General features: G+C 56.7%; 25 protein-coding genes. 16 read left to right on the forward strand and 9 right to left on the reverse strand.

What is annotated here, in order from left to right; all coding sequences use genetic code 11:
• Nucleotides 1-67 precede the first annotated feature (67 nt).
• On the forward strand, nt 68-1909 hold the full coding sequence (locus tag ACN0TA_RS03135) for a monovalent cation:proton antiporter-2 (CPA2) family protein (protein WP_417579719.1): 1842 nt from the start codon (nt 68-70) through the stop codon (nt 1907-1909).
• 277 nt (nt 1910-2186) lie between these two features.
• Nucleotides 2187-2654, forward strand: a complete 468-nt coding sequence (gene soxR, locus ACN0TA_RS03140; protein WP_417579721.1) for a redox-sensitive transcriptional activator SoxR — start codon at nt 2187-2189, stop codon at nt 2652-2654.
• An 8-nt stretch (nt 2655-2662) separates the two neighbouring features.
• Here the strand turns inward: soxR and ACN0TA_RS03145 are convergent, their stop codons facing one another.
• Nucleotides 2663-3760, reverse strand: a complete 1098-nt coding sequence (locus ACN0TA_RS03145) for an ATP-dependent DNA helicase (protein WP_417579723.1) — start codon at nt 3758-3760, stop codon at nt 2663-2665.
• Nucleotides 3761-3872: 112 nt separating this feature from the next.
• Between ACN0TA_RS03145 and ACN0TA_RS03150 the strand changes: the two genes are divergently transcribed.
• Together ACN0TA_RS03150 and ACN0TA_RS03155 are read left to right on the forward strand one after the other, a co-directional pair.
• Nucleotides 3873-4415: a DUF924 family protein gene (locus ACN0TA_RS03150; protein ID WP_417579725.1), complete on the forward strand. Its 543-nt coding sequence runs from the start codon at nt 3873-3875 to the stop codon at nt 4413-4415.
• Between the two features lie 125 nt (nt 4416-4540).
• On the forward strand, nt 4541-5812 hold the full coding sequence (locus tag ACN0TA_RS03155) for a DUF3422 family protein (RefSeq protein ID WP_417579727.1): 1272 nt from the start codon (nt 4541-4543) through the stop codon (nt 5810-5812).
• A gap of 159 nt (nt 5813-5971) precedes the next feature.
• Here ACN0TA_RS03155 and ACN0TA_RS03160 read toward each other — a convergent pair whose 3' ends face one another.
• Together ACN0TA_RS03160 and ppk2 are read right to left on the reverse strand one after the other, a co-directional pair.
• Nucleotides 5972-6880 carry a sugar kinase gene (locus ACN0TA_RS03160; RefSeq protein WP_417579729.1) on the reverse strand — a complete coding sequence of 303 codons (909 nt, stop codon included), beginning with the start codon at nt 6878-6880 and terminating at the stop codon, nt 5972-5974.
• A gap of 29 nt (nt 6881-6909) precedes the next feature.
• Nucleotides 6910-7749, reverse strand: coding sequence for a polyphosphate kinase 2 (ppk2, locus tag ACN0TA_RS03165; protein WP_417579731.1), 840 nt, complete (start codon nt 7747-7749; stop codon nt 6910-6912).
• A gap of 139 nt (nt 7750-7888) precedes the next feature.
• On the opposite strand from ppk2, the gene ACN0TA_RS03170 reads away from it, so the two are divergent.
• The 10 genes from ACN0TA_RS03170 to ACN0TA_RS03215 all read left to right on the forward strand — a co-directional run bounded on the left by ACN0TA_RS03170 (nt 7889) and on the right by ACN0TA_RS03215 (nt 19490).
• Nucleotides 7889-9136, forward strand: a complete 1248-nt coding sequence (locus ACN0TA_RS03170) for an ATP-binding protein (RefSeq protein ID WP_417579733.1) — start codon at nt 7889-7891, stop codon at nt 9134-9136.
• 239 nt (nt 9137-9375) lie between these two features.
• Nucleotides 9376-10389: a substrate-binding domain-containing protein gene (locus ACN0TA_RS03175; RefSeq protein ID WP_417579735.1), complete on the forward strand. Its 1014-nt coding sequence runs from the start codon at nt 9376-9378 to the stop codon at nt 10387-10389.
• A gap of 78 nt (nt 10390-10467) precedes the next feature.
• Nucleotides 10468-11847, forward strand: a complete 1380-nt coding sequence (gene pstC / locus ACN0TA_RS03180; RefSeq protein WP_417579737.1) for a phosphate ABC transporter permease subunit PstC — start codon at nt 10468-10470, stop codon at nt 11845-11847.
• 1 nt (nt 11848) lies between these two features.
• Nucleotides 11849-13213 (forward strand): phosphate ABC transporter permease PstA, encoded by a 1365-nt coding sequence (gene pstA / locus ACN0TA_RS03185; RefSeq protein WP_417579739.1) that lies wholly within the window; start codon nt 11849-11851, stop codon nt 13211-13213.
• 32 nt (nt 13214-13245) lie between these two features.
• On the forward strand, nt 13246-14076 hold the full coding sequence (gene pstB / locus ACN0TA_RS03190; protein WP_417582035.1) for a phosphate ABC transporter ATP-binding protein PstB: 831 nt from the start codon (nt 13246-13248) through the stop codon (nt 14074-14076).
• 64 nt (nt 14077-14140) lie between these two features.
• Nucleotides 14141-14848: a phosphate signaling complex protein PhoU gene (phoU, locus tag ACN0TA_RS03195; RefSeq protein WP_417579741.1), complete on the forward strand. Its 708-nt coding sequence runs from the start codon at nt 14141-14143 to the stop codon at nt 14846-14848.
• 3 nt (nt 14849-14851) lie between these two features.
• Nucleotides 14852-15550, forward strand: a complete 699-nt coding sequence (phoB, locus tag ACN0TA_RS03200) for a phosphate regulon transcriptional regulator PhoB (protein WP_417579743.1) — start codon at nt 14852-14854, stop codon at nt 15548-15550.
• Nucleotides 15551-15779: 229 nt separating this feature from the next.
• Nucleotides 15780-17264: a UbiA family prenyltransferase gene (locus ACN0TA_RS03205; protein ID WP_417579745.1), complete on the forward strand. Its 1485-nt coding sequence runs from the start codon at nt 15780-15782 to the stop codon at nt 17262-17264.
• Nucleotides 17261-17698, forward strand: coding sequence for a GtrA family protein (locus ACN0TA_RS03210; RefSeq protein WP_417579747.1), 438 nt, complete (start codon nt 17261-17263; stop codon nt 17696-17698). The genes ACN0TA_RS03205 and ACN0TA_RS03210 overlap by 4 nt, the downstream gene beginning before the upstream one ends.
• Nucleotides 17699-17762: 64 nt before the next feature.
• Nucleotides 17763-19490, forward strand: coding sequence for an ABC transporter ATP-binding protein (locus ACN0TA_RS03215; protein WP_417582037.1), 1728 nt, complete (start codon nt 17763-17765; stop codon nt 19488-19490).
• Between the two features lie 2 nt (nt 19491-19492).
• Here the strand turns inward: ACN0TA_RS03215 and ACN0TA_RS03220 are convergent, their stop codons facing one another.
• The 3 genes from ACN0TA_RS03220 to ACN0TA_RS03230 are packed head-to-tail and all read right to left on the reverse strand — an operon-like array spanning nt 19493 to nt 21594.
• On the reverse strand, nt 19493-20722 hold the full coding sequence (locus ACN0TA_RS03220) for a hypothetical protein (RefSeq protein ID WP_417579749.1): 1230 nt from the start codon (nt 20720-20722) through the stop codon (nt 19493-19495).
• Nucleotides 20723-20776: 54 nt separating this feature from the next.
• Complete coding sequence (locus ACN0TA_RS03225; RefSeq protein ID WP_417579751.1) at nt 20777-21193, reverse strand: fluoride efflux transporter FluC; 417 nt, start codon at nt 21191-21193, stop codon at nt 20777-20779.
• Nucleotides 21190-21594, reverse strand: coding sequence for a fluoride efflux transporter FluC (locus tag ACN0TA_RS03230; protein ID WP_417579753.1), 405 nt, complete (start codon nt 21592-21594; stop codon nt 21190-21192). Before ACN0TA_RS03230 ends, ACN0TA_RS03225 begins: the two co-directional genes overlap by 4 nt.
• Before the next feature lie 421 nt (nt 21595-22015).
• Between ACN0TA_RS03230 and ACN0TA_RS03235 the strand changes: the two genes are divergently transcribed.
• Nucleotides 22016-22444 carry a PACE efflux transporter gene (locus tag ACN0TA_RS03235; RefSeq protein WP_417579755.1) on the forward strand — a complete coding sequence of 143 codons (429 nt, stop codon included), beginning with the start codon at nt 22016-22018 and terminating at the stop codon, nt 22442-22444.
• Nucleotides 22445-22457: 13 nt separating this feature from the next.
• Here the strand turns inward: ACN0TA_RS03235 and ACN0TA_RS03240 are convergent, their stop codons facing one another.
• The 3 genes from ACN0TA_RS03240 to ACN0TA_RS03250 form a co-directional block, all read right to left on the reverse strand.
• Complete coding sequence (locus ACN0TA_RS03240; RefSeq protein ID WP_417579757.1) at nt 22458-22760, reverse strand: DUF4342 domain-containing protein; 303 nt, start codon at nt 22758-22760, stop codon at nt 22458-22460.
• Nucleotides 22761-22796: 36 nt separating this feature from the next.
• Nucleotides 22797-22994, reverse strand: coding sequence for a hypothetical protein (locus ACN0TA_RS03245; RefSeq protein ID WP_417579759.1), 198 nt, complete (start codon nt 22992-22994; stop codon nt 22797-22799).
• 388 nt (nt 22995-23382) lie between these two features.
• Nucleotides 23383-23940 carry a GcrA family cell cycle regulator gene (locus ACN0TA_RS03250; protein ID WP_417579761.1) on the reverse strand — a complete coding sequence of 186 codons (558 nt, stop codon included), beginning with the start codon at nt 23938-23940 and terminating at the stop codon, nt 23383-23385.
• A 451-nt stretch (nt 23941-24391) separates the two neighbouring features.
• Here ACN0TA_RS03250 and ACN0TA_RS03255 point away from each other — a divergent pair, with 451 nt between their 5' ends.
• Nucleotides 24392-25579, forward strand: coding sequence for an aspartate aminotransferase family protein (locus ACN0TA_RS03255; protein WP_417579763.1), 1188 nt, complete (start codon nt 24392-24394; stop codon nt 25577-25579).
• The last annotated feature ends 12 nt before the right edge of the window (nt 25580-25591 follow it).

Below are 25591 nucleotides of genomic sequence, written 5' to 3' on the forward strand. Positions count from 1 at the left end.
AAGCATCTTGTCGCATCCCTCGCTCTGTCCTAGCGTAATCCGACAATCTTTTTATTCGGGGAACAGTATGGCGGGCGAAGCGGCACAAGGGTTCGATCTGCTTCCGGTCGTCGGAATCTTGGCGGCGGGGGTCATCGCCGTCCCCATTTTCAAACGTCTCGGGATGGGCTCAGTTCTAGGGTATTTGGCCGCCGGGCTGGCCATAGGCCCATTCGGGTTCGGCCTGATCACCCATCCGGACACGATCCTGCACACCGCCGAACTTGGCGTTGTCATGTTTCTCTTCATCATCGGGCTTGAGATGCAGCCGCGGCGACTTTGGAGCTTGCGCAAACAGATATTTGGCTTGGGCGTATTACAGGTGGCAACATGTGCGGCGCTGATGACCGGAGCCGGGATCCTTATGGGCCTGCCGTCGACAGTTGCGCTTATTGCTGGGCTCGGTTTCGTGCTTACCTCGACCGCTATTGTTTTTCAGGTGCTTGAGGAGCGTGGCGAAATTGCCAGCCCGGCGGGACAGAAAATGGTCTCGGTGCTTCTTCTTGAAGACCTCGCTATTGTTCCGCTTCTGGCGCTTGTCACCTTCATCGCGCCACAGGCAGAAACTGTCACGCTAGGTCAGCGTTTTGTCGACATCGCCATTGCGCTTGGGGCGCTTGTTGGTTTGATTCTAGTGGGACGATTTCTTCTCAACCCCTTGTTTCGCATTCTGGCCAACGCCCACGCCCGTGAGGTAATGACCGCCGCCGCTCTGCTCGTCGTGCTTGGCGCCGCGCTGGCCATGAATATGAGTGGTTTGTCGATGGCCATGGGCGCGTTCCTGGCCGGTGTCCTTCTTTCGGAATCCACTTTTCGCCACCAGCTGGAAGCAGACATTGAACCGTTCCGAGGCATTCTGCTTGGATTGTTCTTCATCGCCGTAGGCATGTCGCTCGATCTCGGTGTGATCGCAAACAACTATCCCTTTATTATCATGGCTGTGATCGCCTACATGGCCGTCAAGTTCGCCGGCATTTATGCAATTGCCCGATTGTTGCGCTCCAGCCATGCCGAGGCGCTGGAACGCTCCGTTCTCATGGCACAAGGTGGAGAATTTGCCTTTGTCCTGTTTTCGGCAGCTTTGGGCGTCGGAATTCTCGATGCGGAAATGAACGCGATTTTGACCGCCACAGTCATCGTTTCGATGGTCCTCACCCCAATAGCCATCATTGGTATGAATCGCATCATGCCGCGCCAGGCACCTGATCTCGATGGTGTAGACGTGGCGGATGGATTGGCCGGAACCGTGCTCATTATTGGCTTTGGCAGGTTTTCCCAGATTGTCAGCCAGCCGCTTCTGGCAAGGGGCGTCGATGTGGCGATTATCGACAGCGACGTCGAGATGATCAAGGCAGCGGGTAATTTCGGCTTCAAGGTCTACTATGGCGATGGCACGCGGCCGGAAATCCTGCACGCTGCCGGCGCCGGTTCGGCGACCGCGATTTTGGTGTGTGTGGACAAGCCGGGCGCCGCCAATCTGATCGCCGAACACGTTAAAGCCGAATACCCGCTCGCCAAGCTCTATGTCCGCGCGTTTGACCGCGAACATGCGCTCGAACTGGTGCGGCTGGGGGTCGACTATCAGGTGCGCGAAACGCTGGAATCCGCATTGCTCTTTGGTGCCGAGGCCCTCATGGCACTCGGGGTGGATGCCGATGAGGCTGCCGAAATCGTTGCCGATGTGCGCCAGCGCGATGCCGAGCGTTTCGAAATGCAGATCGCGGGGGGCTTTATGGCCGGCGCCGATCGGCTGCAAAGCAATAGCGGTGCGCCCAAACCCACCCCGCTGACCAAACCGCGCCGTCAATCGTCGGGCCTCAACCCCGAGGCAGAAAAGATCATCGGCGTAAAGGGCGAAGGGGCGGCCTGAGTACGATCAGTGAGGAAACGGAGTATACTGCCGTCCGGTGGCAGGCGGCAGGCCGATATCCCGACGCAGATATGGGGTTTCTGGAACGGCCTGGATATGTTTGGGCCGGCCGCGCAGTCGTCCCTTTAACCGGGCGACGAAGGTGGCAAATCGAAGGATGGTGCGGCGCAATGGCCGGGTGGCGGCTGGAACTGACATTTCAAGGCCCTCTTGATTGCAAGACGGCTCTTTTGATAAGACCTCAAGTATAGTTGAGGTCAAGAGATAATTGCCGGAAATGTCCGCAGTCCCGAAGTCAGATCTGTCGGTGGGCCAGGTGGCCGCCCGCAGTGGGGTCGCCGTATCGACGATCCATTTTTATGAAGCGGAGGGGCTGATCGGGGGGTGGCGGACTCGTGCCAACCATCGCCGCTACCGGCGGTCGGTGCTGCGCCGCATCGCGATTATCCGCATCGGGCTCGAGGCGGGCATTCCGTTGCGCGAAATCAAGACCACTCTCGCCACGCTGCCCAACAATCGAACCCCAAAGGCAGCCGACTGGAATGGGTTGGCTGCCCAGTGGCGCGACAGGCTCCAGGCGCGGATTGAGCGGCTTACCCAATTGCGTGACCGGCTTGGCGGCTGCATCGGCTGCGGATGCCTTTCGGTCGAGACCTGTCCCCTGCGCAATGCCGACGACGAACTCGCCGCCCATGGGGCTGGCGCGGTGCTGCTCGATCGAGAGCGGGGCAATGCGGCAAAGTGAGTGCGGCCCTAGCGCACGACGGTTATGCGTTCGGCGGCGCGTGTGATCCCTGTGTAGAGCCAGCGCCGGGCTTCATCGCGAAATACGAAGCTCTCATCGAACAGATAGACGCTGTCCCACTGGCTGCCCTGTGATTTGTGAACCGTCAGGCAATAACCATAGGTAAATTCATCATATTGGCGGCGCAGCTGCCAGCTCATCTCGGTGTCCTCGCCGGTGAAAAAGCTCTGATGTGCCCGCACCTTGGTTTGCACCGAGGTCCTGTCGGCCTCTTCGGGATCGATTGTCATCTCCAGAGTGCCACCGGCTCGCTTCTTTATGGAATTGAGCGTCCATATCTGCCCGTTCAACAGCTTTTTCTGTGGGTTGTTCCGGAGGCAGACCAGCCGGTCTCCTTTCACGGGTATGTCGGTTGGCAGCCCCTTCAATTCCCTTATGCGGTTATTGTAGTCCAACCGTGTCTTGTTGCGCCCGACGAGTACCTGGTCGGCGTCAAGCACTTCGGACTGATCGACATCGCGCCGTGACACTACTTTGCTTTCGCCATAGGTCCCATAGTCCAGCCAACGGCCCTCACGAATGTCGAGTGAGAGCCTGACGATTGGGTTGTCCGCCGCCTGGCGATGAATTTCGGTCAGCATGACGTCAGGATCGCGGGCAGTGAAAAAGCCCTCACCTTGAACTGGTGGAAGCTGAAACGGATCGCCAAGCACCAGCACCTTCGTGCCGAACGACAGCAAATCTGTGCCCAGAACTTCATCGACCATCGACACCTCGTCGATGACGATGAGGTCGGCATCGGCTGCAGCCGATTCCGGGTCAAGCACAAAACGCGGCTCGCCTTCCTTCTCGGAAATCCGCGTGTAAATCAGCGAGTGGATGGTCGATGCGCCCTTGCAGCCGCGTTTGCGCATGACAAGTGCGGCCTTGCCGGTAAAGGCAGCGTATTTCACTGTTTTTACGTCCTTGGCCAGATGGCGGGCCAGGGTCGATTTGCCGGTTCCCGCCCAGCCGAACAGGCGGAATACCTGGGGCCCGTTCTCGTCCTTGAGCCATGTGGCAACGGCTTTGAGGGCCTCATCCTGCTGGCTGGACCAAGCGACCATTTGTGAGACACACTCCGAAAAGCAAACAAGAATCAGTTCCCCGCCAGTATTGACGCGGAGAAGCTGCAGCGAAACCCACAAATGCGAACAAAACGAGATTGGAGACATGTTCATGCAGGCCAGCAATGTTATCGAGTTCTGGTTCGTCGAACATGGACCTAAGGATTGGTATTCGGGCGGCGCCGAGTTCGATGCCCGTTGCGCGGCGAGATTGGGCGATGTCCATGCGAGGGCCGCGCGCTCGGAGCTTTGGGCCTGGCGCGAAACACCAAAGGGCCGATTGGCCGAGATCATCCTGCTCGATCAACTTTCGCGCCAACTCAATCGTGGCAGTGCCGATGCATTCGCATCCGATACGATGGCCCTGGCTCTGGCCCAGGAAGTGGTCACGAATGGCCTTGATTCAGCGTTTTCGGTCCACGAAAAGCTCTTTCTCTATATGCCGTTCCAACACTCGGAATCGCTTGTGATACAAGAGGAGTCCGTAAGGCTGTTCCGCACGTTGGAAAACGACGACTTTTTGACATATGCCGTTGAGCATCACGACATTATCGCGCGCTTCGGGCGTTTTCCATTGCGCAATGCGGCTCTCGGTAGACCTTCGAGCGCTGACGAGTTGGCCTATATGAAAGAGCGCGAAGGCAAGGCCTATTGATAGAACTTTGGCTAGGCTGGATCCGGGGAAATTAGGGCAAAAGCGCGCATCCCACCAAAGATGCATGGGTAAGGGGCTGCAGCGAGCGTAGGCTGTGGTCGTGCAGTAAGAAGGCTCGGTAATCAATGTGCGCGGCACCTATAGCTGATCACCCCTACCGCGAAGCAGTTCTGGCGGAACTGCATGCGCGTCCCGTTGAACTCGTCGCGCCCAATATGCGTGTGCGACGATTGGTTCTTACGGTCCCCAATCGATCGGGCGGCATGAAAAAAGCCATGCGGGAGTTCCGCGAGTATGCGGTGAATGCTGGCTATGCCATGGATGACGATGGGAGCCGCCAATATCAGTTCACGACGCCCGAACGGGTGGTGACCTGGGAATTTCATACCGAATTTATCACGATCACCTGGTATGCAGGGCTGGTTGATACAGAAAATTGGCCCACCGATATCGGGCTTGATGCCGTCGGCGAGGTCGAACTTGTCGGTGCGATGCGGGTGGATCTGATGGATGAACCGGAATTGCCCGATCGGGTGTTTCCTTCGTTCAGTCCAACCAGCCTGTGTCTCGTCGCCGTTGAACATTCCAATGCGCAGCTGGCGACAGATTTTGTGCCCGACAAGGACAAGTTCATTCGTTTTGAGTTTGCCGCCGGCAAGCTTTCGCCCTTGCGCCGTGCCATAACCCTGCGTCGCATTCTCGAGATAGAAACCTACCGTACTATGGCGCTCCTGGCACTTCCTCTGGCGCGCCAGACGGGCCCGGACCTGCGGGCCGTAGAAATGGGGCTGACCGAAGTGATGACCGACCTTTCGGCTGTCGAAACCACCGATGCCGTACAGGACCGATTAAAAAGCCTTCATGCTCTTGCAGTGCGGTCCGGCCAGATTTCCGAGCAGCTCAATTATCGTTTTGCTGCTGCTTATGCCTATGGTGCAATCTTGCGCAATCGGCTTGAGAAGTTGCGCGAAACAACACTCGGGCAAGGGTCTTCGCTCTCGAGCTTCATCGGAAACCGGGTCGAACCTGCCCTGGCAACCTGCGAGGCCATGGACAAGAGACTTGCCGTGCTGCTTGAAAAGCTTGAGCGGGCCGTCGAGCTTCTCAATGTACGCATCAGCCTCGACATGCAGATCCAAAACAAATCGGTTCTCGAAACGATTGCTGAAACGGCGCGCAGCCAATTCCGGCTCCAGCACACCGTCGAAGGTCTGTCGACTATCGCCATAACCTATTATCTTATTGGTATTTTGGGATACGCCCTTGCCGGCCCGCTCGAAGCGACCGGCATAGACAAGGCCTTAGCGATTTCAGTTGTCTCGCCTGTTGCGTTGATCGCGGTTTTCTTCGGTCTCCGCGCCATCCGTCGCGGCTTCGACAAGGGATCAAAGCACTAGGAGCGCGGGCAGAAAAAGTTGGACACTTTTTTCGGTTCGACCGCGCGACCACTTAAGACGCATTTGCGCGGGCAGAAAAAGTTGGACACTTTTTCGGTTCGACCGGGCGGTCGCATGAAGCAGTCAGACCGCTCAAAACCCTGCCTTCTGCGGCGTGTGCTAGGCAAGTGCTTCCTTGGGGATCAGTGCGCCGTGATGCCCGATCACAACCGACGCCGTAGCATGTCCGGCACGCGCGGCATCTTCGGGGCTGGCGCCAGCCAAGCGAGCGGCGAGATAGCCGCTGTTGAAACTGTCTCCGGCACCCGTCGCATCGACGACCGTATCGATTTTGTTTGCGCCAACGCGCCACTTGCCTTCGCGCGTCACCACCAGGGCCGGCTCGGCGCCATTTTTCACGACCACCTCGGAGCACCCCGCAGCGACATAGCGCTTGGCCGTCGCTTCATCGTCGGCGTCTCCGAAATAAGGGACTTCGTCATCATGGGTGGGCAGGAGAATGCTCGACACATTTGCTGCTTGGCTAAGCGCATCGACAACACTTTGGCGGTCGGGCCACAATGCAGGTCGGATATTGGGGTCGAATGCAACAAGCACTCCGGCTGCACGCCGCTTGCCAATCGCTGCAATTAGCCGACTCCGGGCATCGGGCGAAAGGATGGCCAGAGTGATGCCGGAGAAATAAATCAGGCCTGCATCGTCAAGGGCCGCTTCGAGCGCGTTGGCATCATCGGCAAGCAGCTTTGCAGCCGAGGTATCGCGCCAATAGGTGAAATGGCGGTCGCCATCGGCCTGATGGATCATGTAGAGGCCTGCACGCTTGCCCTTGATCGTGCGGATGGCGCGGGTATCGATACCAGTCCGAGCGATAAAGTCGGTCATTTCGCGCGAGTATAGGTCGTCGCCGACCGCTGTTGCATAACGAACGGTCCAGCTCTCATCGAGCAGCACGTTGAGATAGTAGGCGGTGTTGAGTGTATCACCAGCAAAACCCTGCCTGTAAGTGCGGTTCTCGCCTCCGCTCATCTCGATCATGGCTTCGCCAATGGAAACTGCTATGCGGCTCACGCGCGTCCTCCCGTTTTCCCCGCAATAGCCTATCTGGGCTTGGCGAGAAAGCCTTCGGGAGACATGACGATCTTGTGGTCTATTTCGCCGATCGCAGAGAAATCCTTGTCCTTGTAGTCGATCGGCCAAAGAACCGACTGGATGGCTGCGATCCTGGCGCGTTTTTTGTCATTTGCACGGATCATCGTCCAGGGCGTGTCGGGTGTATCGGTTGCCACAAACATTTTATTTCGTGCCTTGGTGTATTCGTCCCACTTATCCAATGCCTTGAGGTCGACAGGAGACAGCTTCCAGACTTTGAGCGGATCATGCTGGCGGTCATGGAATCGCTTGAGTTGCATTTCGCGCCCGATTTCCAGCCAGAATTTGAAGAAATGGATGCCTTCTTCGGTAATCATGCGCTCGAAGGGTGGCGCTTCGTGCAGAAAGCTTTCGGTCTGTGATGGCGTACAAAAACCCATGACCGGCTCAACGACGGCCCGGTTGTACCATGAGCGGTCGAAAAGAACGATTTCACCGCCGGCCGGCAGGTGCGTAACATAGCGCTGGAAGTACCACTGGGTGCGTTCCCGGTCTGAGGGGACGGGCAGGGCGACTGTGCGTGCATTACGAGGGTTCAGATTTTCGAGAAACCGCTTAATCGTTCCACCCTTGCCTGCTGAATCGCGTCCCTCGAAAAGGGCGAGCACACGCTCTCCAGTTTCCGCCAGATGGCGCTGGAGCTTTACCAATTCAATCTGCAACGACCTTAGGTGTTTCTCGTAATCCTTGTCGCTGAGCTTTTTGTCATAAGGATAGCCGCCGCTGGTCAGCGCTTGTTGCTTGATTTTCTCGTCGAGTTCGATTGTGTCGAGGTCGAAGTCGTCCATTTCGATCAAATCCTTTCAGGCAATGTATGAACCAAACGTCACAATTGGCGGGGTCCGCGTTATCATGCCATTGTCATGCATGCGCGATATGGCCATTGTCATGATTGATGATTCACTTGCAATGAGTGCAGGACACACAGTGAAGACGCCACCCGCGAAGGACCGGCCAATCGCCATGGCCTCGCAGTTTATGGTCGGCGCTGGAGCCGTTTCTATTGTCTTGGCACTGGCCGCTTTCGGTCGCTTGGCGCCGATCGATGCGGGTCTTGTTATTGTGGCGATTGTCGCTATCAATGCCATTGCAACGCGGGCCTCATACAGTTCGGATGCCGATAACCAGCAGTTAAATGCTCTGGCCGGCATAGACATCGCTGTTGAAGATTTCTCCGACATTCTGACTGAGCCCTGCTTGATCATCAATGAACGGGCAGTGCTGATCTACCGCAACCCGGCAGCTCTCAAACGGTTCCCGCGCGCCAGGGTTGGTGACCCCCTTGCCTTTACTCTGCGCGATCCTGATCTTGTCGAAGCCATCGATGCCGCTATAACGTCGGGCGCCGCGCAGGGCACGGAACTACACCTGCCAGTGCCCAATGAAACATGGTACCGGGCCTCGGTCGTGCCCTATCGACCAAGCGAAGATCGTAACTTTGTTGCCATCACGCTCTACGATTTCACAGAGCAAAAGCGAACTGACCGTATGCGTGGCGATTTCATCGCCAATGCCAGTCACGAATTGCGGACCCCTTTGACATCGCTGATGGGTTTCATCGATACGTTGCAAGGCCCTGCTGCCAAGGATGAGGCGGCGCGCAGCAGGTTTCTTGGTATCATGCGCAGCCAGTCCGAACGGATGTCTGGACTGATCGATGATCTGCTGTCCCTTTCGCGTATCGAGTTGCGCCAGCACGTCAAGCCGACCACAGAAGTCAATCTCAACTTGTTGCTGCGCGAGGTCGCCGAAAGTCTAGAGCCGAAAATAGAAGCAGCTGAATTGGTGCTGGATCTCAAAGTGCCCGACGCCCCTGTGACAATCATTGGCGATCGCCAGGAGTTGTTTGAGGTGGTCGAAAACCTGGCCGACAATGCCATCAAATATGGCGGTGGTGGCGGTAAGGTGGAGATCGCGCTGATCGCCGGCGCTAGCCGTTCAGGCGCTCATCATGCAATCACGGTCACTGACTTTGGCGCCGGTATCGCTGAAGAGCATGTGCCCCGTCTGACCGAGCGGTTCTATCGCGGAGATGCGGAAGCCAATCGCAAAAAGAAGGGCACGGGGCTAGGGCTGGCGATCGTCAAACACATTGTTGCCCGCCACCATGGCCTGCTGTCGATCCGCTCCAAACTGGGCGAGGGCACCCGCGTGGAAATTCTTCTGCCGCGCTGAAACTCTATCGTCACAAATGTCATTCAAGAGCCGTTTCCCACAGGGAGTGTCGTCTTTCTCTCTTTTAAATCAAAGAGTTACGATGTCATCCAAGTGTCATTGAAAAGACATAGAACCTTTAGCTGACGGCCCTAGGTTGCCCCTGTTTTCGAGATGAAGCCGCAAAGACACATGTCTGGTTTCATCAAAACCCAGGGGCAAATGCCCGGACGCTTCTGACACGAAGGAAGATCAGAATCATGAAGACCGCACTTTACGCCAGCGCCGCTCTCGCGGTGGTTGCAGCTTTCGGCGCAACTGCTGCCCAGGCTCAGAGCCGCGACACTATCCAGATCGCCGGTTCGTCCACGGTCCTGCCGTTCGCCTCGATCGTTGCCGAAGAATTCGGCGCTGCATTCCCGGAATTCAACACGCCCGTCGTCGGCTCGGGTGGTTCTTCGGGTGGCCTGCGTCAGTTCTGTGAAGGCGTTGGTGAAAACACCATCGATATCGCCAATGCATCGCGCAAAATTCGTGCTGCCGAAGTTGAAGCTTGTGCCGCTGCCGGTGTTGACGACATCCGCGAAATCGTAATCGGCTTCGATGGTATCGTGTTCGCCGTCAATGCAGACAAGGGTGACTTCGCTCTCGAGCCTATCCACGTCTTCAATGCCCTGGCTGCTCAGGTCATGGTTGATGGCGAATTGGTCGACAATCCCTACACAAGCTGGGCCGAAATCGACGCCTCTCTGCCCGATCAGCCAATTGCCCTTGCCATCCCGGCTGGCAATCACGGCACCCGCGAAGTGTTCGAAGAGCGCGTCGTTATCCCGGGTTGTGAAGAAGCCGGCGTTGAAGATGAAGAAGCCTGTGTTGCTTTCCGTCAGGACGTTGTCGTGGAAATTGCTGGCGATTACACCGAAACGCTTGCTCGCCTGCAGTCCAACACAGACACTGTCGGAGTGTTTGGCCTGTCGTTCTACGAGCAGAACACCGACACACTCAAGGTTGCAACGGTCTCCGGCGTAGAGCCCACTGCGGCAACTATTCTTGCCGGTGAATACCCAGTGTCGCGCCCACTCCAGTTCTATGTGAAGGGCGCTCATGTCGACGTGATCCCGGGCCTTTCCGAGTATGTTGAGTTCTTCCTTTCCGACGGTATCGCCGGTTCGGGTGGCCGTCTTGAAGAAGCTGGCCTCATCCCGCTTGAAGCCGAGATGCGCGCTCAGATCGTTGCCGACTTCAACGAAGGTGCACAGGCAGAAGCCGAGTAATCGGTTCTAAAAAGTCGGCAGGAGCGCTCATGCGCTTCTGCCGCTCTTATTTCAGGTGCGGTTTCCAAAGGTCCGGGAATGAACAGCTTCGTCATCGCAGCAACCCTTCTTGTCCTGTTGGGGCTAGCCTATCAGGTGGGGTGGTCCAGAAGTCGCGCGGTTGCTGATGCTTCGGGCCGTCGCCTGCATTCCCGTCCGATCTACCACGGCTTGCGCATGGCGCTCTGGGTTGTCATCCCGGCTACCCTGGTTCTCGGTCTCTGGGGGTTGTTCGGTCCCGGCGTCACCGAGGCATTCGTGCATTCGCAGATCCCCGCCGACATTGCCGCAGCGCTCGAGCCCAGTCAGCTCAACAATGCCATAGGCCGCATCCGCGCCCTTGCATCGGGATATGGCATCATTGGCGAACCGCAGCCCTTCGAAGCAGAAGCGGCGCGCGCCCTTGGCCAGTTCCAGCTATACAGCTTCCTAATTGTCATTCTCGCGGCGGCGGTCATCGGTATCGCGGCTCTGCTTTATGCGCGTCGGGGCATAGTGCCTGGCCTGCGTGCCCGCAATCAGGTCGAGCGTGCCATCACAGTTTTGCTGCTTGCCTGCTCGGGCGTTGCCATTCTGACAACAGTCGGCATCGTAGCGTCATTGTTGGTTGAGGCGATCCGGTTTTTCAGCTTCATCAATCCGCTCGATTTCTTCTTCGGCACCGTTTGGAATCCGCGCTTTTCCACGACAGGTACAGGCGGCGCCGGCGAATACGGTTTGATCCCGCTGCTCTGGGGGACGATCATGGTGGCGACTATTGCCATGGTTGTGGCGCTGCCGGTTGGATTGATGGCGGCGATCTATCTTTCCCAATATGCCGACCCGCGACTGCGCAATGTTGTTAAGCCCATCATCGAAATTCTCGCGGGTATCCCCACTATCGTTTATGGGTTCTTCGCTCTTGTGACAGTGGGGCCGCTGCTTGCCGGTTTTGGGTCTGTCATTGGCTTCGATATCCGCGCCACAAGCGCAGCAACTGCGGGGCTGGTTATGGGCATCATGATCATTCCATTTATTTCCTCGCTGTCTGACGACATCTTGCGACAAGTGCCCCAATCGCTGCGCGATGGTTCGTTTGGGCTTGGCGCCACCAAGTCGGAGACCATCCGCAAGGTGATCCTCCCAGCCGCGCTTCCCGGCATCGTGGGTGCATTTCTCTTGGCTATCTCGCGAGCCATCGGCGAAACCATGATCGTTGTGCTTGCCGCCGGTAACAGCCCAATATTGCGCTTTAATCCGTTCGAGCCGACTTCCACCGTCACGGTTACCATCGTCAATCAGTTGACCGGCGACTCTGACTTTGCCGGCCCGCAATCGCTCGTCGCCTTTGCTTTGGGCCTAACGCTCTTTGTTCTGACCCTTATTCTCAACGTGGCCGCTCTGACCATAGTGCGCCGGTTCCGGGAGCAGTACGACTGACATGACCGATCACGCCCTTTCATCGGATGCCGACACTGCCGACCAGCGTCGCGCCCGTATCCGCAAAGGCCTCGCGGGCCGCCATCGTTCTGAAGCCATTTTCAGGGCTGCTGGAATAGGAGCAGTCCTGATTGCGCTCGGACTTGTCGGAACTCTGTTCTGGCAGGTGATGACCAAGGGAGCGCCCGCCTTTACCCAGGCGACGCTCCATCTCGATGTAACCTTCGCTGAAGATTTTGTATCGGCCGGTCCCGCCCCGCTCAGGTCCGACTTTGAATCTGTTGCTGAATATGAAGCAGCCTATCTCGACTGGCGACGTGCGCTGGCCGGGGTCAACTGGAACGCGCTGATCGAGCAGGGGGTGCGTGAGAAGCTGCCAGCACTTGATGCTGAAGCCTCCGACATACGCCAATTGGTCGATAACAATGCCGGTCTGAAGCTGCGCCAGATGTATCAGGACAATCCAGACTTGCTCGGCCAGACAGTCAGTGTCTCACTTCTTGGTTCGGCCGATACAGACAACTGGCTCAAGGGCACAATCGACCGCGATCTGCCCGACGCGCGCCAGCAATTGTCAGCGATCACCCGCGCAATTGCAGATCGGTTCCGGGCGGATGGCATCATCACTATGGATTTTGCCTGGCACATTTTTACCAACACGGACTCGCGTACGGCGCCGGCGTCGGCCGGACTGGCCGGGGCGTTCGTCGGTTCGCTCTACATGATGCTGGTGGTGATTGTTCTTGCCGTTCCCATCGGTGTATCGAGCGCAATCTACCTCGAAGAGTTCGCGCCCAAGAACAGATTTACCGACCTCATCGAAGTCAATATCAACAATCTGGCAGCAGTACCGTCGATTGTTTTCGGCCTGCTTGGCGCTGCGGTTTTCATCAATTACTTCCGCTTGCCGATCTCGGCTCCGATCGTCGGTGGTTTGGTTCTCACCCTGATGACGCTGCCTACAATCATCATCGCAACCCGTTCCGCGCTGCGTCAGGTCTCGCCATCGCTTCGCCAGGCAGCCTTGGGGCTGGGCGCTTCGCGCACTCAGATGGTGTTTCACCATGTTCTGCCGATCACCTTTCCGAGCATACTGACAGCGACCATCATCGGCATAGCTCAGGCGCTGGGCGAGACTGCGCCGCTGTTGCTGATCGGAATGAATGCCTTCGTTGCGTCCATACCTTCGACCCCGTTCGATCAGGCCAGCGCCCTGCCGGTTCAGATCTACCTTTGGCAGGGCAATGAAAACCGGAATTTCTTTGAGGCGCGCACTTCGGCCGCCATCATGGTTCTGCTCGGATTCATGATCTTGCTTAACGCCATCGCAATATTCCTGCGTACCCGCTTGGAGCGCAACAAATGACCGGTATTCTTAGTGCAAGGAGCGCGCGCGAAATGTCAGCGACCAATCCTCAGGCATCGGCAACCCCTGTCCACAAAACGGTGCGGACGCCCGATCCCCACGCGCATCCGTCAAGGCTTAAGGCCAACGATATGTCGGTGTTCTACGGCGACAAACAGGCCCTGTTCGATGTGTCGATCGATATACCGGAGAAGTCGGTGTCGGCTTTTATCGGTCCCTCGGGCTGCGGGAAGTCGACATTCCTGCGCTGTATCAACCGCATGAACGATACTATCGAGGGCTGCAAGGTCACCGGCAACATCTCCCTTGACGATGACAACCTTTATGACCCTAACCTCGACGTCGTGGAATTGCGTGCCCGGATCGGGATGGTTTTCCAGAAGCCCAATCCGTTTCCGAAATCGATTTTCGAGAACGTAGCCTACGGTCCCAAAATCCACGGCCTGGCGCATAACAAATCCGACCTCGAAGAGATCGTTGTCACCTCACTGCAAAAAGCGGGACTGTTTGAAGAGGTCAAGGATCGCCTGCATCAGCCTGGCACCGGTCTTTCTGGTGGTCAGCAGCAGCGTCTTTGCATCGCACGCGCTATGGCGGTCGGTCCCGAAGTCATTCTGATGGACGAACCCTGCTCGGCGCTGGACCCGATAGCGACCGCCATCATCGAGGAATTGATTGACGAACTGCGCACCAACTACACGATCGTCATCGTCACGCACTCGATGCAGCAGGCGGCCCGTGTGTCGCAAAAGACGGCGTTCTTTCATCTTGGCAAGCTCATCGAAGAAGGACCGACAGAAGAAATTTTCACCAATCCGCGTGAGAAGCGTACACAGGATTATATTACCGGCCGCATCGGTTAAGGCGTTTGCACATTAAAGTGGACCCGGTTTTTCGGGTCGCGAATGCGACAAGAGGATGAAAGCGATGCCCAATTCAAACGAACACATTGTCACCTCCTACGAAGACGAGTTGATCGAACTCGCACGCTCGATTTCCGAAATGGGCGGATTGGTTGAGAAGGCCATTTCAAACGCCACCGACGCCCTGATCCGCTCGGACGCCGAACTTGCCCTGGCAACAGTTGCTGCCGACAAGAAGGTCGACGCAATGCAGGCTCAGATCGACGAGATGGCGGTCTCGATCATTGCCCGTCGACAGCCCATGGCGCAGGACCTGCGTCTGGTTATTGCTTCGATCCACGTTGCAAACGATCTCGAGCGCATCGGGGATATGGCAAAATCTACAGCCCGTCGTTCGACCCAGTTCGAAGGCATAACCATGTCGAGCCAGTTCAAGAACGGGCTGCGCCATATGGGCGAATTGGTCCAGCGCCAGGTCAAGCTTGCCTTAGATGCCTTTGCTGCCCGCGACAAGGATATGGCGGTCGACGTCGTCGAGCGTGATACAGACGTGGACGCTCTTTACGTTTCGCTCTTCCGCGAGCTCCTCACCTACATGATGGAAGATCCGCGCAACATTACCATGTGTACGCACCTCCTGTTCTGCGGGAAGAACCTCGAACGGGTAGGGGACCATTCAACCAACATTGCCGAGCAGGCCTATTTCCTTGCGACCGGACAATCGCTGACATCCGACGTCGAGGATTTCAGGCGTGAGCAGATCAAAGGCTAGCCTATGACACCGCAGGTTCTTGTTATCGAAGACGAGGCCGATCTCGTCGAACTTCTGCGCTATAATCTCGAAGCTGAAGACTTCGCTGTCGCGACAGCCGAAGATTCCGAAGAGGCAATGCTGCGCATCGCCGAAAATACCCCCGATATCATTCTGCTCGACTGGATGCTGCCGGGTACTTCAGGCATCGAAATCTGCCGCCGCATACGCGCACGCACGGATACGGCCCGCATCCCTATCATCATGCTCACCGCGCGCGGCGAGGAAGAGGAGCGAGTGCGTGGATTGGCGACCGGCGCCGATGACTATGTGGTCAAGCCGTTTTCGCTGCCAGAGCTTATGGCGCGTATCAACGCTCTGCTGCGCCGCTCTAACCCGCAACTGATCGCTGCGATCCTTAAAGCTGGCGATATTGAACTTGATCGCACGACTCATCGCGTTCGCAGATCGGGTAAGGAAGTCCATCTCGGCCCCACCGAGTACCGCCTGCTCGAATATCTCATGGGCAACCCCGGCCGCGTCTATTCGCGCGAGCAACTTCTGGATGGCGTTTGGGGAACCGATGTCTATGTCGACGAGCGTACTGTAGACGTTCATGTGGGGCGTCTGCGCAAGGCAATCAATAAAGGCCGTGTAAAGGACCCGATCCGCACGGTGCGCGGTGCGGGCTATGCGTTCGACGAAAAATTCGTCGCGCTCTAATTCGTTGCATACGCGGCGTGTGGCTCATGCCTGGTGCGGTGCGCCGATTTCTTTACAATCTAATTGATTTGATTTGTGTTTCATTGAGAAAATTCGACAAAGCGTAAATTTTGTCGCGCATTTGACCGATTAACATGTGTGGCCTAATTAACGCTTATTGTCTGTTTGTTTTGCGCCAATGCCTCGCGCCCGCGATAACGGAGCGAACTTCGTAAAGCGAGCAGGTGCGATGCCCAATTCAGCAAATGCGGTCAAACAGGCTCATGCCGAGAATGTGTTGAGCAATGAGGACCTTCTCCCGCTCGTCCTCGATCTCGACAACACATTAATCCGCACAGATCTCCTCCACGAGACAGTGTTCGCTTATCTCAAGCAGAACCCGTTCGGCCTTTTTTCGCTCATTTTGTGGATGCTCAAGGGGAAGGCGCATCTCAAACAGCAACTCGCTCAGCGCGTTACGCTGCAGGTCGACGACATCCCGCTCAACGATAGCATCGTTGCCTATGCGCAGGCAGAAAGGGCCAAAGGACGCCAGATCGTTCTCGCCACTGCCGCCGATAACCTTCTGGCCATCCGGATGGCGCACCGATTTCCCTTTATCGACAAGACAATTGCTTCGGACGGCATCACCAATCTCAAGGGAGCTACAAAGGCGCGCAAACTGGCCGATCTGTTTCCCGAAGGATTCGTCTATGCTGGAGACAGCAAGGCCGATCTCGCTGTCTGGAAACACGCGAAGGCCGGCGTGCTTGTCGAGACAGCGCGCGGTGTAGCGCGCGATGCAGCCCGATTGACCCGGATTGAGCACGTTATTTCTCGCCCATCGCGGCTTAAGGACTGGATCAAGGAAGCGCGTCTGCATCAATGGGCAAAGAATGCTCTGGTTTTCGTGCCGCTTATGCTCGGCGGCCACATGCTCGACCTGTCGGCCTGGGCCAGCGCGTCACTGGCGTTTCTCGCCCTGGGTATTCTTGCGTCTTCGACCTATTTGCTCAACGATCTCTGGGACATCGCCGATGATAGGCGTCATTGGTCCAAACGCAACCGTCCACTCGCCGCTGGCCGCATATCGATAGTACATGCACTCGCCGTCATGCCTGTTGCCATGGTGGTTGCCTTTGCGATCGGCGCTCTGGTCAATCCACTGGTCGTGACAACACTGTCAGTGTATCTGGGCCTGACGGTGGCTTACTCGATGGGGATCAAGCGCAAGCCAATCCTTGATGCGTTTACGCTTGCTGTCCTGTTCACATTGCGGCTGGTGCTCGGAATCGTTGCCGTCGGCGTAATGGCTTCGCCCTGGCTGCTCGTCTTTTCGATGTTCCTTTTTGCGTCGCTGTCCTTTGCCAAGCGCAACACCGAGGTCCAGCGACTGACCGACAATGGCGGAGCGGGCAAGATCAGCGGGCGAGGCTATTTCACCACTGATGCGCCCTTCATAATGGCAATGGGTGTGTCGAGCGGCATCGGTTCGGTTTTGATCCTGGTCTTGTATTTGACCCAGGACGCGCTCGCTGCTGACTTTTACTCAGACTCTGTCTGGCTCTGGCTCATGCCTGCTGCTCTGTTTCTGTGGATCGGCCGGATATGGATGCTCAGTTTCAGGGGCGAACTCAATGACGATCCAGTCGCCTTCGCCATGAAGGATCCCAAGAGCCTTATGCTCGCTGCCGGCCTTGCGCTCGGGTTTTTCCTCGCCTGGATCGGCATATGAGCCCCAAAATGTTCCTCAAGCTGCCCCAGATAGTGCGCTTCCTGTTGCTTGGCGGCCTCGCGGCGGCCGTCAATTGGCTGGTGCGGTTTCCACTGTCACTGGTTGTGCCGTTTCCTGCCGCCGTTTTTGTCGCCTATCTTATCGGCATGAGCGCTGGATTCACACTTTACCGCGCATATGTCTTTCCCAACTCCGCGCAGCCGCTTGGTTTGCAGGCCACCTTGTTTCTCGCTGTCAATGCGATCGGGGCGGTGGTGGTGATGGCAGTGTCTTTGCTCCTGCTTGACCATATACTCCCGGTTTTGGGCTGGAGCTTTATGCCCGAAGCCTTTGCTCATGGTTCTGGAATTGCCATTGGGGCGGTTGTAAACTTTGTCGGACACAAATATCTGAGCTTTCGGGTCACCACGACCCGAGAGCTGGACCATGCGTAAAACTTGACTTGACGAGTCCAGTTTGAGCGCGCTAGGTCCGGGCGGTATTGAAAGCGATCCGACTATGTTGCGCCGATTTTTCTCCTATTACGCGCCCTATAAGGGGCTCTTTTTCCTCGATTTCGGCTGCGCCGTGATTGTCGGTCTGCTCGAGTTGAGTTTTCCGGTCGTCGTCCAACTCTATGTCGATCAGTTGCTGCCAAGCCAAAGCTGGTTCTGGATTTTTGTCGCCGCTGGCGCGTTGCTCATCGTTTATATTTTCAATGCCGGCCTGCTCTCAATCGTCAACTATTGGGGCCACGCACTTGGCATTGGTATTGAGACCGACATGCGCCGCCAGGCGTTCGATCACCTTCACAAGCTTTCTTTCCGCTATTTCGACAACAAGAAAACCGGACATCTGATTACCCATGTCACCAAGGACCTCGAAGAGGTCGGTGAGATCGCGCACCACGGGCCCGAGGACGTGTTCATAGCGATCATGACGTTCATTGGGGCCTTTGTGCTCATGGCGATGATGAATCTCAAGCTCGCAGCAATCACACTGTTTATCGTCCCTGTCGCCGCATTCCTGATTTTCAAGTACGGGAGCGCCATGACCACGACCTGGAAGAACCTTTATGGTCGGGTCGGCGATTTTAATCAGCGTATCGAAGAATCCATCGGCGGCGTCCGTGCTGTGCGCGCATTCGCCAACGAACATCATGAGCGCAAACTGTTCGAGGGCGACAACCAGAGCTACCGGACCACAAAGCTAAAGGCCTATAAGATCATGACGGCATCGATCTCGATGTCCTACATGGCCAAGAGCCTGGTGCAGTTGATGGTCATGCTCGCTGGCACGGCTCTCGTCATGTATGGAGAAATGACCTACGGCCAGTTCGTTGGTTTCTTACTGCTCATAACGGTGCTGTTCAGGCCGATCGACAAGATCATCTCGGTCATCGAAAGCTACCCCAAGGGCATCGCCGGCTTCAGGCGTTTCACTGATCTGATGGACACCGAGCCAGATATCGTTGACGGCCCAAGCGCCAAGGTCGTTTCGGGGCTGCGAGGCGATATTGTTTTCGACAATGTCAATTTTGCCTATTCGGACACACGCCCGATCCTGAGCGACATTACGCTCAGCGTGAAGGCAGGTGAAACCATAGCGCTTGTTGGCCCGTCCGGTGCAGGCAAGACAACGATTTGCTCTCTGCTGCCGCGTTTTTATGAAATCGATGCCGGCGCCATTACAATTGACGGTATCGACATCCGCGACATGACCCAGGATTCTCTGCGCAGTCAAATCGGCATTGTGCAGCAGGACGTGTTCATGTTCGGCACATCCATCCGCGACAACATCGCTTATGGACGACTGGGTGCGACGGATGAGGAAGTCATGGCGGCTGCCCGCAGCGCGCAGTTCGATAGTGTTATCGCACAGTTGCCCGAGGGTCTGGATACAATGATCGGAGAACGCGGGGTCAAACTGTCCGGTGGGCAAAAACAACGTTTGGCCATCGCGCGGATATTTTTGAAGAATCCGCCTATCCTCATTCTCGATGAAGCAACTTCGGCCCTGGATACAGAAACCGAAATGCAGATTCAGCGGGCGCTTGCAGCACTCTCGGAAGGTCGGACGACCTTGGTTATCGCCCACCGGCTGGCTACGATCCGCAATGCCGACCGCATAGCGGTCATTGCCGATGGTCGAATTGTCGAAGAGGGCGCTCACGACGACCTGGTCGCCAAATCTGGCGCATATGCCCGACTGCATCATGCCCAATTTGGCGCTTGGGCGGCTGAATGAGCTTAGGCTGTCAGCCCGAGCGCCAGAAATGCCATGGTTACCAGATTAAGGCCGATGCCAAACGTCACTAACAGTGCAAGCCCACGGATATCCTTATCGGCGAGTGCCAGCGCCAACATATAGAAAACGATGGGCAACCAGTCGAGAGCATAGCGCTGCACATTGTACTGGGAGTATCCGTTGGAGTGGTAAAACAGCGTCGGCACTGCAATGACCAAGATCGTCGCAATCCCAATCAGCACCGGGCGGCGCATTGGTGCAAAAAACGCGAACAATACGAATGGGCTGGCCGCTAGAAGCGCTGTGCCCGACGGATCAAGAGCCACAGGGTCGACCATGGAATTTCCGCCAAAGTCCATGTGGAAGCCTTGGACGAACATATAAAGCGCGTTGAACAGCACATAGGCCGATGACCAAAGCCCGTGCTCGGCCAGTCGGTAATTGATCATCGATCCGCCCTCGGCGATATCGGCCCCGATCATGTAAGGGTAGCCGGTCTGCATCGGATCGCCGAACCTCAGATAATTATAGGTTAGATAAATCAGTACAGCGACGCCCGCCGGCAGGCCGAGCTTGAGCACCCGAATGATGTGCTGGCGTGAAAAGCTGATCAGCGGCTCAAACCGATCCAGTGACAACGCAAACAGGAAAGGCAGATAGAATACTGCCATTTGCCGGCACAAAAATGCAGCGCCGATACACGCACCAGCAAGGATCAGGCATCCCCCGCGCACCATCTGGTGAATAGCCAGCGATGTGAACATGAACCCGATAGACTGGGCAAAAAACCAGATGCCGTCGCCGCGTATGGTCACGAAGTAAAGCGGGGTTGCAAAAGCCAGCCCCAGCAGCAGCCAGATCGCCACATCGCGGTCCAGCTTGAGCCCTTCAAAAATCTGCCACCACAGCCAGACCGATACCGCGAAGGCTACGGCAGCCAGAAACACAAATCCGGAGAAATTGATCCCGAAAAGCGCTACGAAGGGCAGGGCAATGATCGCCGGTACGGGCGGGAACATCACGAAAATCTTGTCTTCGAACCGCGCGCAATCGCCATCGAAACAAGTTGTGGTGTCGAGCCGCCCATTGAGGAACGCTTCAGCCAGAAGCGCATAACTGTTGGAGTTGGGATTCTCCACAATGGCGTAAAGCGCTAGGCCCGCCGCCAGCGCCAGTGCCATCAGCGCGGCAATGGCAAACAGAACGCCCATAGCGTTGATACGGCTGAGCATGAATCCATCCCCCAAAAATTTCGTCGACCTTGAGGGTTTATTGCAGCGCGCCGTTTAAGATTTGGTGTGGGCGGTTGGCTCTTTCGCGACAAACAGTGCCAGGCCCGCGTGCCAGCCGAGCCAAACTGCCATCAGCCAGCTGACGATCGAGGACGCGACATAGCCCAGCGCGACCGACCATGCCCCGGATCCCGCCAGAAGAAGAGCCTCAAGAGAAAAGGCCGAAAATGTTGTGAACCCGCCGCAAAACCCGGTGACTAGAAATCCGTTCAAAATAGGCGAAGGCAGCCTGCGGACCGACCAGGCGGCTATTAGACCGATAAGCAGAGAGCCGGCGATGTTGGCCACCAGTGTTCCAGCAATCGTCCAGTCGGGGATCGCGGCAAGCGAAAGGAGTGACAATCCATATCGGACCATACTGCCCATCATCCCGCCGGCGGCGATTGCGAAAATCAAACGCTTTTCGCTCATGGCATGGCGCCGCGCGAATAGATCAATACAAAGCCGATGGCCGTAGCGGAAAAGCACAACAACAATGATGCACCGATATTGATCAGTGCGGGGCCGCCATGACCCTCACGCAGCAACGTCAGCGTCTGCAATGAAAAACTTGAAACCGTCGTGTAGCCCCCGCACACGCCCACCACCAGCAAAAGCCATAACGGGGTCGACACCGCGGGCACCTCTCCTGGCGCTATAAAAAAACCGGCGAGCAATCCGATAAGCAGGCAGCCTGTCACATTAACCGCCAGCGTACCAAACACTCCATGCCCAAGCTGCCGCGCAATTGCGCTCGAAACGAAATGGCGAAGAACAGCTCCAAGTCCGCCACCGAGGCCGACGCTTAACAGAGTGAGAAAAGAAGTGTTCATTCCGCGACACTGCCCCCGATTCCGCGGATTTGTCGAGATGGAGCATCACTTCCAGCCGAAAATCTGGCGTCGCGAAATTGCCCTTCAAGACATATTGCTGCCTGCCCTGACTGCCATGCATATCGCGGTGCGAAGCGCTGATCGCACCACGCCGTCGATGCGGCCAAATCAAGGGGTATTGACCGTCGCAGATTTTGAATTGCGAAGAGGGCTCAACTGCGTCGTTTCTGGGATGAAGACAAAACGTGTGCCGGGGGCAGGGGCATCCTGTCGTCCGGTTTCGCGAAAGTGCGATCTCGGTTCTGAGGCCGAACTTGACTTTCCGTTCCGGACTCTTAAATAGCCCTCGTTGAGGACGACCTCCCCGCCAAGGGTACCAATTTCGGGACGACCCGAGCTTTTCAGCAAGGAGTTTCCTGTCATGCGTACAGTCTGGGATCGTTTCCGCCACGCACTTTGTTTCGAAATCATCGGCCTTATTCTCGTAATTCCGATTGGTGCTCTGGTCTTCTCGATACCGATGCATCAGATGGGGGTGCTTGGTATCGTCTCCGCGACGCTCGCGATGGCATGGAACTACATTTTCAATTTCGGCTTTGACGCGATCATGAAGCGCAAGCTTGGCACGACCCTCAAGTCATTACCGCTCCGCATAGCTCATGCCGTGCTCTTCGAGCTTGGGTTGTTGATGATCCTGATGCCCTTTATAGCCTTGTATCTGGGCATTTCCTTGCTGCAGGCGCTCATCATGGATTTTTCGCTCGCCCTGTTTTATATGGTCTACGCGTTCATCTTTAATCTCGTCTATGACCGCGTGTTTCCGTTACCTGAGTGGCGAGAGGCCACTTGACGATCACGTAAACTTAGTCCCCCTCGTCAGGCTTTTCGTTGTCATTGCGGACGATTTCGATCTTTACGCGGGTTGTTAGCGCCGCAATGGCTCCGATAGCCGCTAACCAGGGCGCCGCGAGGGTGACTACACCCCCGGCAATTGCGCCGGCTGTGAGTGGTATTTCGAGAAAGACGTCGCCGTTTCCTGTTTTGATGCGCAGCGTGCGGACGTTGCCTTCGGCTATCAGCTCCTTGATCCGTTCAATGAGCTGGTGACCGGCAATTTCGATCTCCTCGGTGAAGCTGCGTTCGCGCTTGTCGTCGCCATCGTCCATCTTCGGTCTCCTGCAGTTTGTCGATATCGCGACCTGTCATCGTCGCAATTCCATACAATCAGATTGGCGCTGTAATTCGTGCAACATAGTTGAAACGACATCGTCCAGTCGCACATGGGCTTCTGGATGGCGTTCCACAAGAGCCCGGGCTTCGGTTTCGATGTCAAAAGGTGCACGGCTGGCGAGGATGTCGCCGAGGCGATCGGCAATATCTACGGCGAGCAGAAGCTTCATTGCGCCATCTCCCTGCGCTCGAAAACCGGCCATTTGCCCCCATGAGGGCTGATTAAACGCTGCCCAATTGTGGCCGTCAAGAATTCATGCCGCATGACCATCTTCTTCCCGCGCTCAAGCGAGCGACTTTGCTGCTCATCAAATGCGAGGCTGAGACCGCGCAAGGATCGTCGCCCTTCGTCACATCATGGTGGCGACAGGATCGCATGGCGATGCCCTCGATACAGCAAGTCTGGAAGCTCTGATCGATCTGGCTCTCACGACGGGCGGACGAAGCGCGCAGTCTTCCAATGCACCAACCGCCTTCGCGCTAGTGATGTCGTGGCGATGGAGATACAAAAAAGCCCCGGAACGGGCCGGGGCTTTAAAAATATTGCGAAGTCGAAATCTAGCGTTTCTTGCGGTCGATCTGATGGTAGGCGCGCCGCGAATGGAAGTCGCAATAGGGCTTGCCTTCATCGGACTCCCGTCCGCAGAAGTGGAATTCCGTGCTCACCGGATCGCCGATCGGCCATTTGCAGGTTTTTTCGGTGAGCTGGAGCAGTGAAATGCGCTCTTCCACCGGAATGAACAATTCCGCCTTGGTGCTGGCTTCAACCACCATTTCTGCTTCAAGCTCGGTGTCCATCTTGAGTGCGGTGGCCCCCATTGTCGGCGCAATTGTTGTCCGACGCTGGCTGACGGCGCTGGCTGCGGCAGAAGCGGTGCCACGTGGAGATCCCGAGGAACTTGCCGATGGCCTGCGCGGCGCGGTCGGGCGCGGCGCCTTGGCGCGCGGTGCAACGCTGGCCGGCTTGGCGCGCGCCGACAATTTCAGCCTGTGGACCTTGCCGATCACGGCGTTGCGTGTGACACCGCCGCTCAGTTCCGCGGCAATCTGGCTTGCGCTGAGGCCTTCCATCCAAAGTTTTTTCAGGAGTGCTACGCGCTCGTCCGTCCAGCTCATCGATTATGCTCCAGGCCGTATTTTAAATAGAGTCTATTCTTGTGCGGACCAATGAGATTGACCGCCGGCATACTAACTGTCGTATGGTGATGGGGTCTGCCACACGAGATGTCGTGTTCCCAATGGCCTCATACTACACGGGCGGGAAAATCGGTGGCAAGGGCCGCAACCGACTTTCCCCGGTTTATCCCACCTCAATTTTACATGCTGGTGGCAATAGGTCGTGGCTGTTGCATTGTTCGCACAACCATGTTTCGCGCGAAGACATGAACCACCATTGTGGCAACGATGAGTCAAGCCCCCAAAGGCCGGGAAACCGGGCGCTCGATTGACTTTTGGGCTTGCGCCCAGCATAAGCAAACTGGTCATGCGTGCTTGGGACACCGAGCGCGTTTTTCATTTTCAGGGACACGGCTCCCGATCTTTATTTGTAACGAGAAGGCTAAGAACAATGTCTGCGCTCTATGGCACGTATGCCCGGTCCGAACTCGCCTTTGTGCGGGGCGAAGGCATGCGATTGTTCACCGAAGAGGGCACCCCCTATCTCGATTTCGCCGCTGGTATTGCAGTCAACGCGCTCGGCTATGGTGACAGGCACGTTGTCGACGCACTCAAGGCTCAGGCCGACAAAATCTGGCACACCTCGAACATATTCACCATTCCGGAGCAGGAAAAGCTCGCTCAGCGACTGGTAGATGCGACCTTTGCCGATAAAGTGTTCTTCACCAATTCGGGTGCTGAAGCGCTCGAGTGCGCCATAAAGACAGCGCGCCACTATTTCTGGGCAAGGGGCGAAAAGGACAGGGTCGACATTATCGGCTTTTCCGGCTCTTTCCATGGCCGCACAATTGCGACCATAGCCGCTGCAGGCAATCCGGCCTACACAGAGGGCTTCGGTCCTATGCCCGGCTACAAGCACACAAATCCAGGTGATTTGGCTGCAGTCGAAGCGTTGATCGACGACAAGACCGCTGCGATCCTTATAGAGCCAGTGCAGGGCGAGGGAGGCGTGACAGCATTTTCCGACGCTTATCTCAAGGGCTTGCGCGCCCTTTGCGACAAGCATGGGCTCCTTTTGATCTATGATGAAGTCCAATGCGGCTATGGCCGTACCGGTAAGTTCTTCGCCCATGAATGGTCAGGCGCAGCCCCCGACATCATGACGGTGGCCAAGGCTATAGGCGGCGGTTTCCCCCTCGGGGCGTGCCTTGCCAAAGGACCGATCGCTGAAAGCATGGTGCCGGGTACGCACGGTTCAACCTATGGTGGAAACCCCTTGGCCTGCGCTGTGGGCAACGCGGTGCTCGACAGGGTTCTGGCGCCGGGCTTCATCGAGCATGTCGATGCCATGGGCAAGACGCTTGCCCATGAGCTTCATCAGCTCATGCAGAAATTTCCCAACCACATTGTCGAAGTGCGTGGCAAAGGGTTGATCGCCGGTATCAAGATCGCACCGCCCGTTCGTGATTTTGTGGCGCGTCTGCGAGATCACAAGCTGCTGACTGTGGCCGCGAGCGACAACGTGCTGCGTCTATTGCCGCCGCTTATCGTCAATGAAGACGAGATCAAAGAAGCCATCGGGATTATCGCCGCGGCCTTTGCCGAACTCGACGCCGAACATGCCAGCGCAGCCCAATAGGGCCGCAGCACC

Origin of the sequence: Pelagibacterium sp., assembly GCF_048264985.1 — a bacterium.
Taxonomy (GTDB): Bacteria; Pseudomonadota; Alphaproteobacteria; order Rhizobiales; family Devosiaceae; genus Pelagibacterium.

Bases quoted from the DNA above. Each gene is read 5' to 3' on its own strand.
- ACN0TA_RS03135 (WP_417579719.1), top strand. From the start codon at position 68: ATGGCGGGCGAAGCGGCACAAGGGTTCGATCTGCTTCCGGTCGTCGGA.
- soxR (WP_417579721.1), top strand. From the start codon at position 2,187: ATGTCCGCAGTCCCGAAGTCAGATCTGTCGGTGGGCCAGGTGGCCGCC.
- ACN0TA_RS03145 (WP_417579723.1), bottom strand. From the start codon at position 3,760: ATGGTCGCTTGGTCCAGCCAGCAGGATGAGGCCCTCAAAGCCGTTGCC.
- ACN0TA_RS03150 (WP_417579725.1), top strand. From the start codon at position 3,873: ATGCAGGCCAGCAATGTTATCGAGTTCTGGTTCGTCGAACATGGACCT.
- ACN0TA_RS03155 (WP_417579727.1), top strand. From the start codon at position 4,541: ATGTGCGCGGCACCTATAGCTGATCACCCCTACCGCGAAGCAGTTCTG.
- ppk2 (WP_417579731.1), bottom strand. From the start codon at position 7,749: ATGGACGACTTCGACCTCGACACAATCGAACTCGACGAGAAAATCAAG.
- ACN0TA_RS03175 (WP_417579735.1), top strand. From the start codon at position 9,376: ATGAAGACCGCACTTTACGCCAGCGCCGCTCTCGCGGTGGTTGCAGCT.
- pstC (WP_417579737.1), top strand. From the start codon at position 10,468: ATGAACAGCTTCGTCATCGCAGCAACCCTTCTTGTCCTGTTGGGGCTA.
- pstA (WP_417579739.1), top strand. From the start codon at position 11,849: ATGACCGATCACGCCCTTTCATCGGATGCCGACACTGCCGACCAGCGT.
- pstB (WP_417582035.1), top strand. From the start codon at position 13,246: ATGTCAGCGACCAATCCTCAGGCATCGGCAACCCCTGTCCACAAAACG.
- phoU (WP_417579741.1), top strand. From the start codon at position 14,141: ATGCCCAATTCAAACGAACACATTGTCACCTCCTACGAAGACGAGTTG.
- phoB (WP_417579743.1), top strand. From the start codon at position 14,852: ATGACACCGCAGGTTCTTGTTATCGAAGACGAGGCCGATCTCGTCGAA.
- ACN0TA_RS03205 (WP_417579745.1), top strand. From the start codon at position 15,780: ATGCCCAATTCAGCAAATGCGGTCAAACAGGCTCATGCCGAGAATGTG.
- ACN0TA_RS03210 (WP_417579747.1), top strand. From the start codon at position 17,261: ATGAGCCCCAAAATGTTCCTCAAGCTGCCCCAGATAGTGCGCTTCCTG.
- ACN0TA_RS03215 (WP_417582037.1), top strand. From the start codon at position 17,763: ATGTTGCGCCGATTTTTCTCCTATTACGCGCCCTATAAGGGGCTCTTT.
- ACN0TA_RS03220 (WP_417579749.1), bottom strand. From the start codon at position 20,722: ATGCTCAGCCGTATCAACGCTATGGGCGTTCTGTTTGCCATTGCCGCG.
- ACN0TA_RS03225 (WP_417579751.1), bottom strand. From the start codon at position 21,193: ATGAGCGAAAAGCGTTTGATTTTCGCAATCGCCGCCGGCGGGATGATG.
- ACN0TA_RS03230 (WP_417579753.1), bottom strand. From the start codon at position 21,594: ATGAACACTTCTTTTCTCACTCTGTTAAGCGTCGGCCTCGGTGGCGGA.
- ACN0TA_RS03235 (WP_417579755.1), top strand. From the start codon at position 22,016: ATGCGTACAGTCTGGGATCGTTTCCGCCACGCACTTTGTTTCGAAATC.
- ACN0TA_RS03240 (WP_417579757.1), bottom strand. From the start codon at position 22,760: ATGGACGATGGCGACGACAAGCGCGAACGCAGCTTCACCGAGGAGATC.
- ACN0TA_RS03245 (WP_417579759.1), bottom strand. From the start codon at position 22,994: ATGAAGCTTCTGCTCGCCGTAGATATTGCCGATCGCCTCGGCGACATC.
- ACN0TA_RS03250 (WP_417579761.1), bottom strand. From the start codon at position 23,940: ATGAGCTGGACGGACGAGCGCGTAGCACTCCTGAAAAAACTTTGGATG.
- ACN0TA_RS03255 (WP_417579763.1), top strand. From the start codon at position 24,392: ATGTCTGCGCTCTATGGCACGTATGCCCGGTCCGAACTCGCCTTTGTG.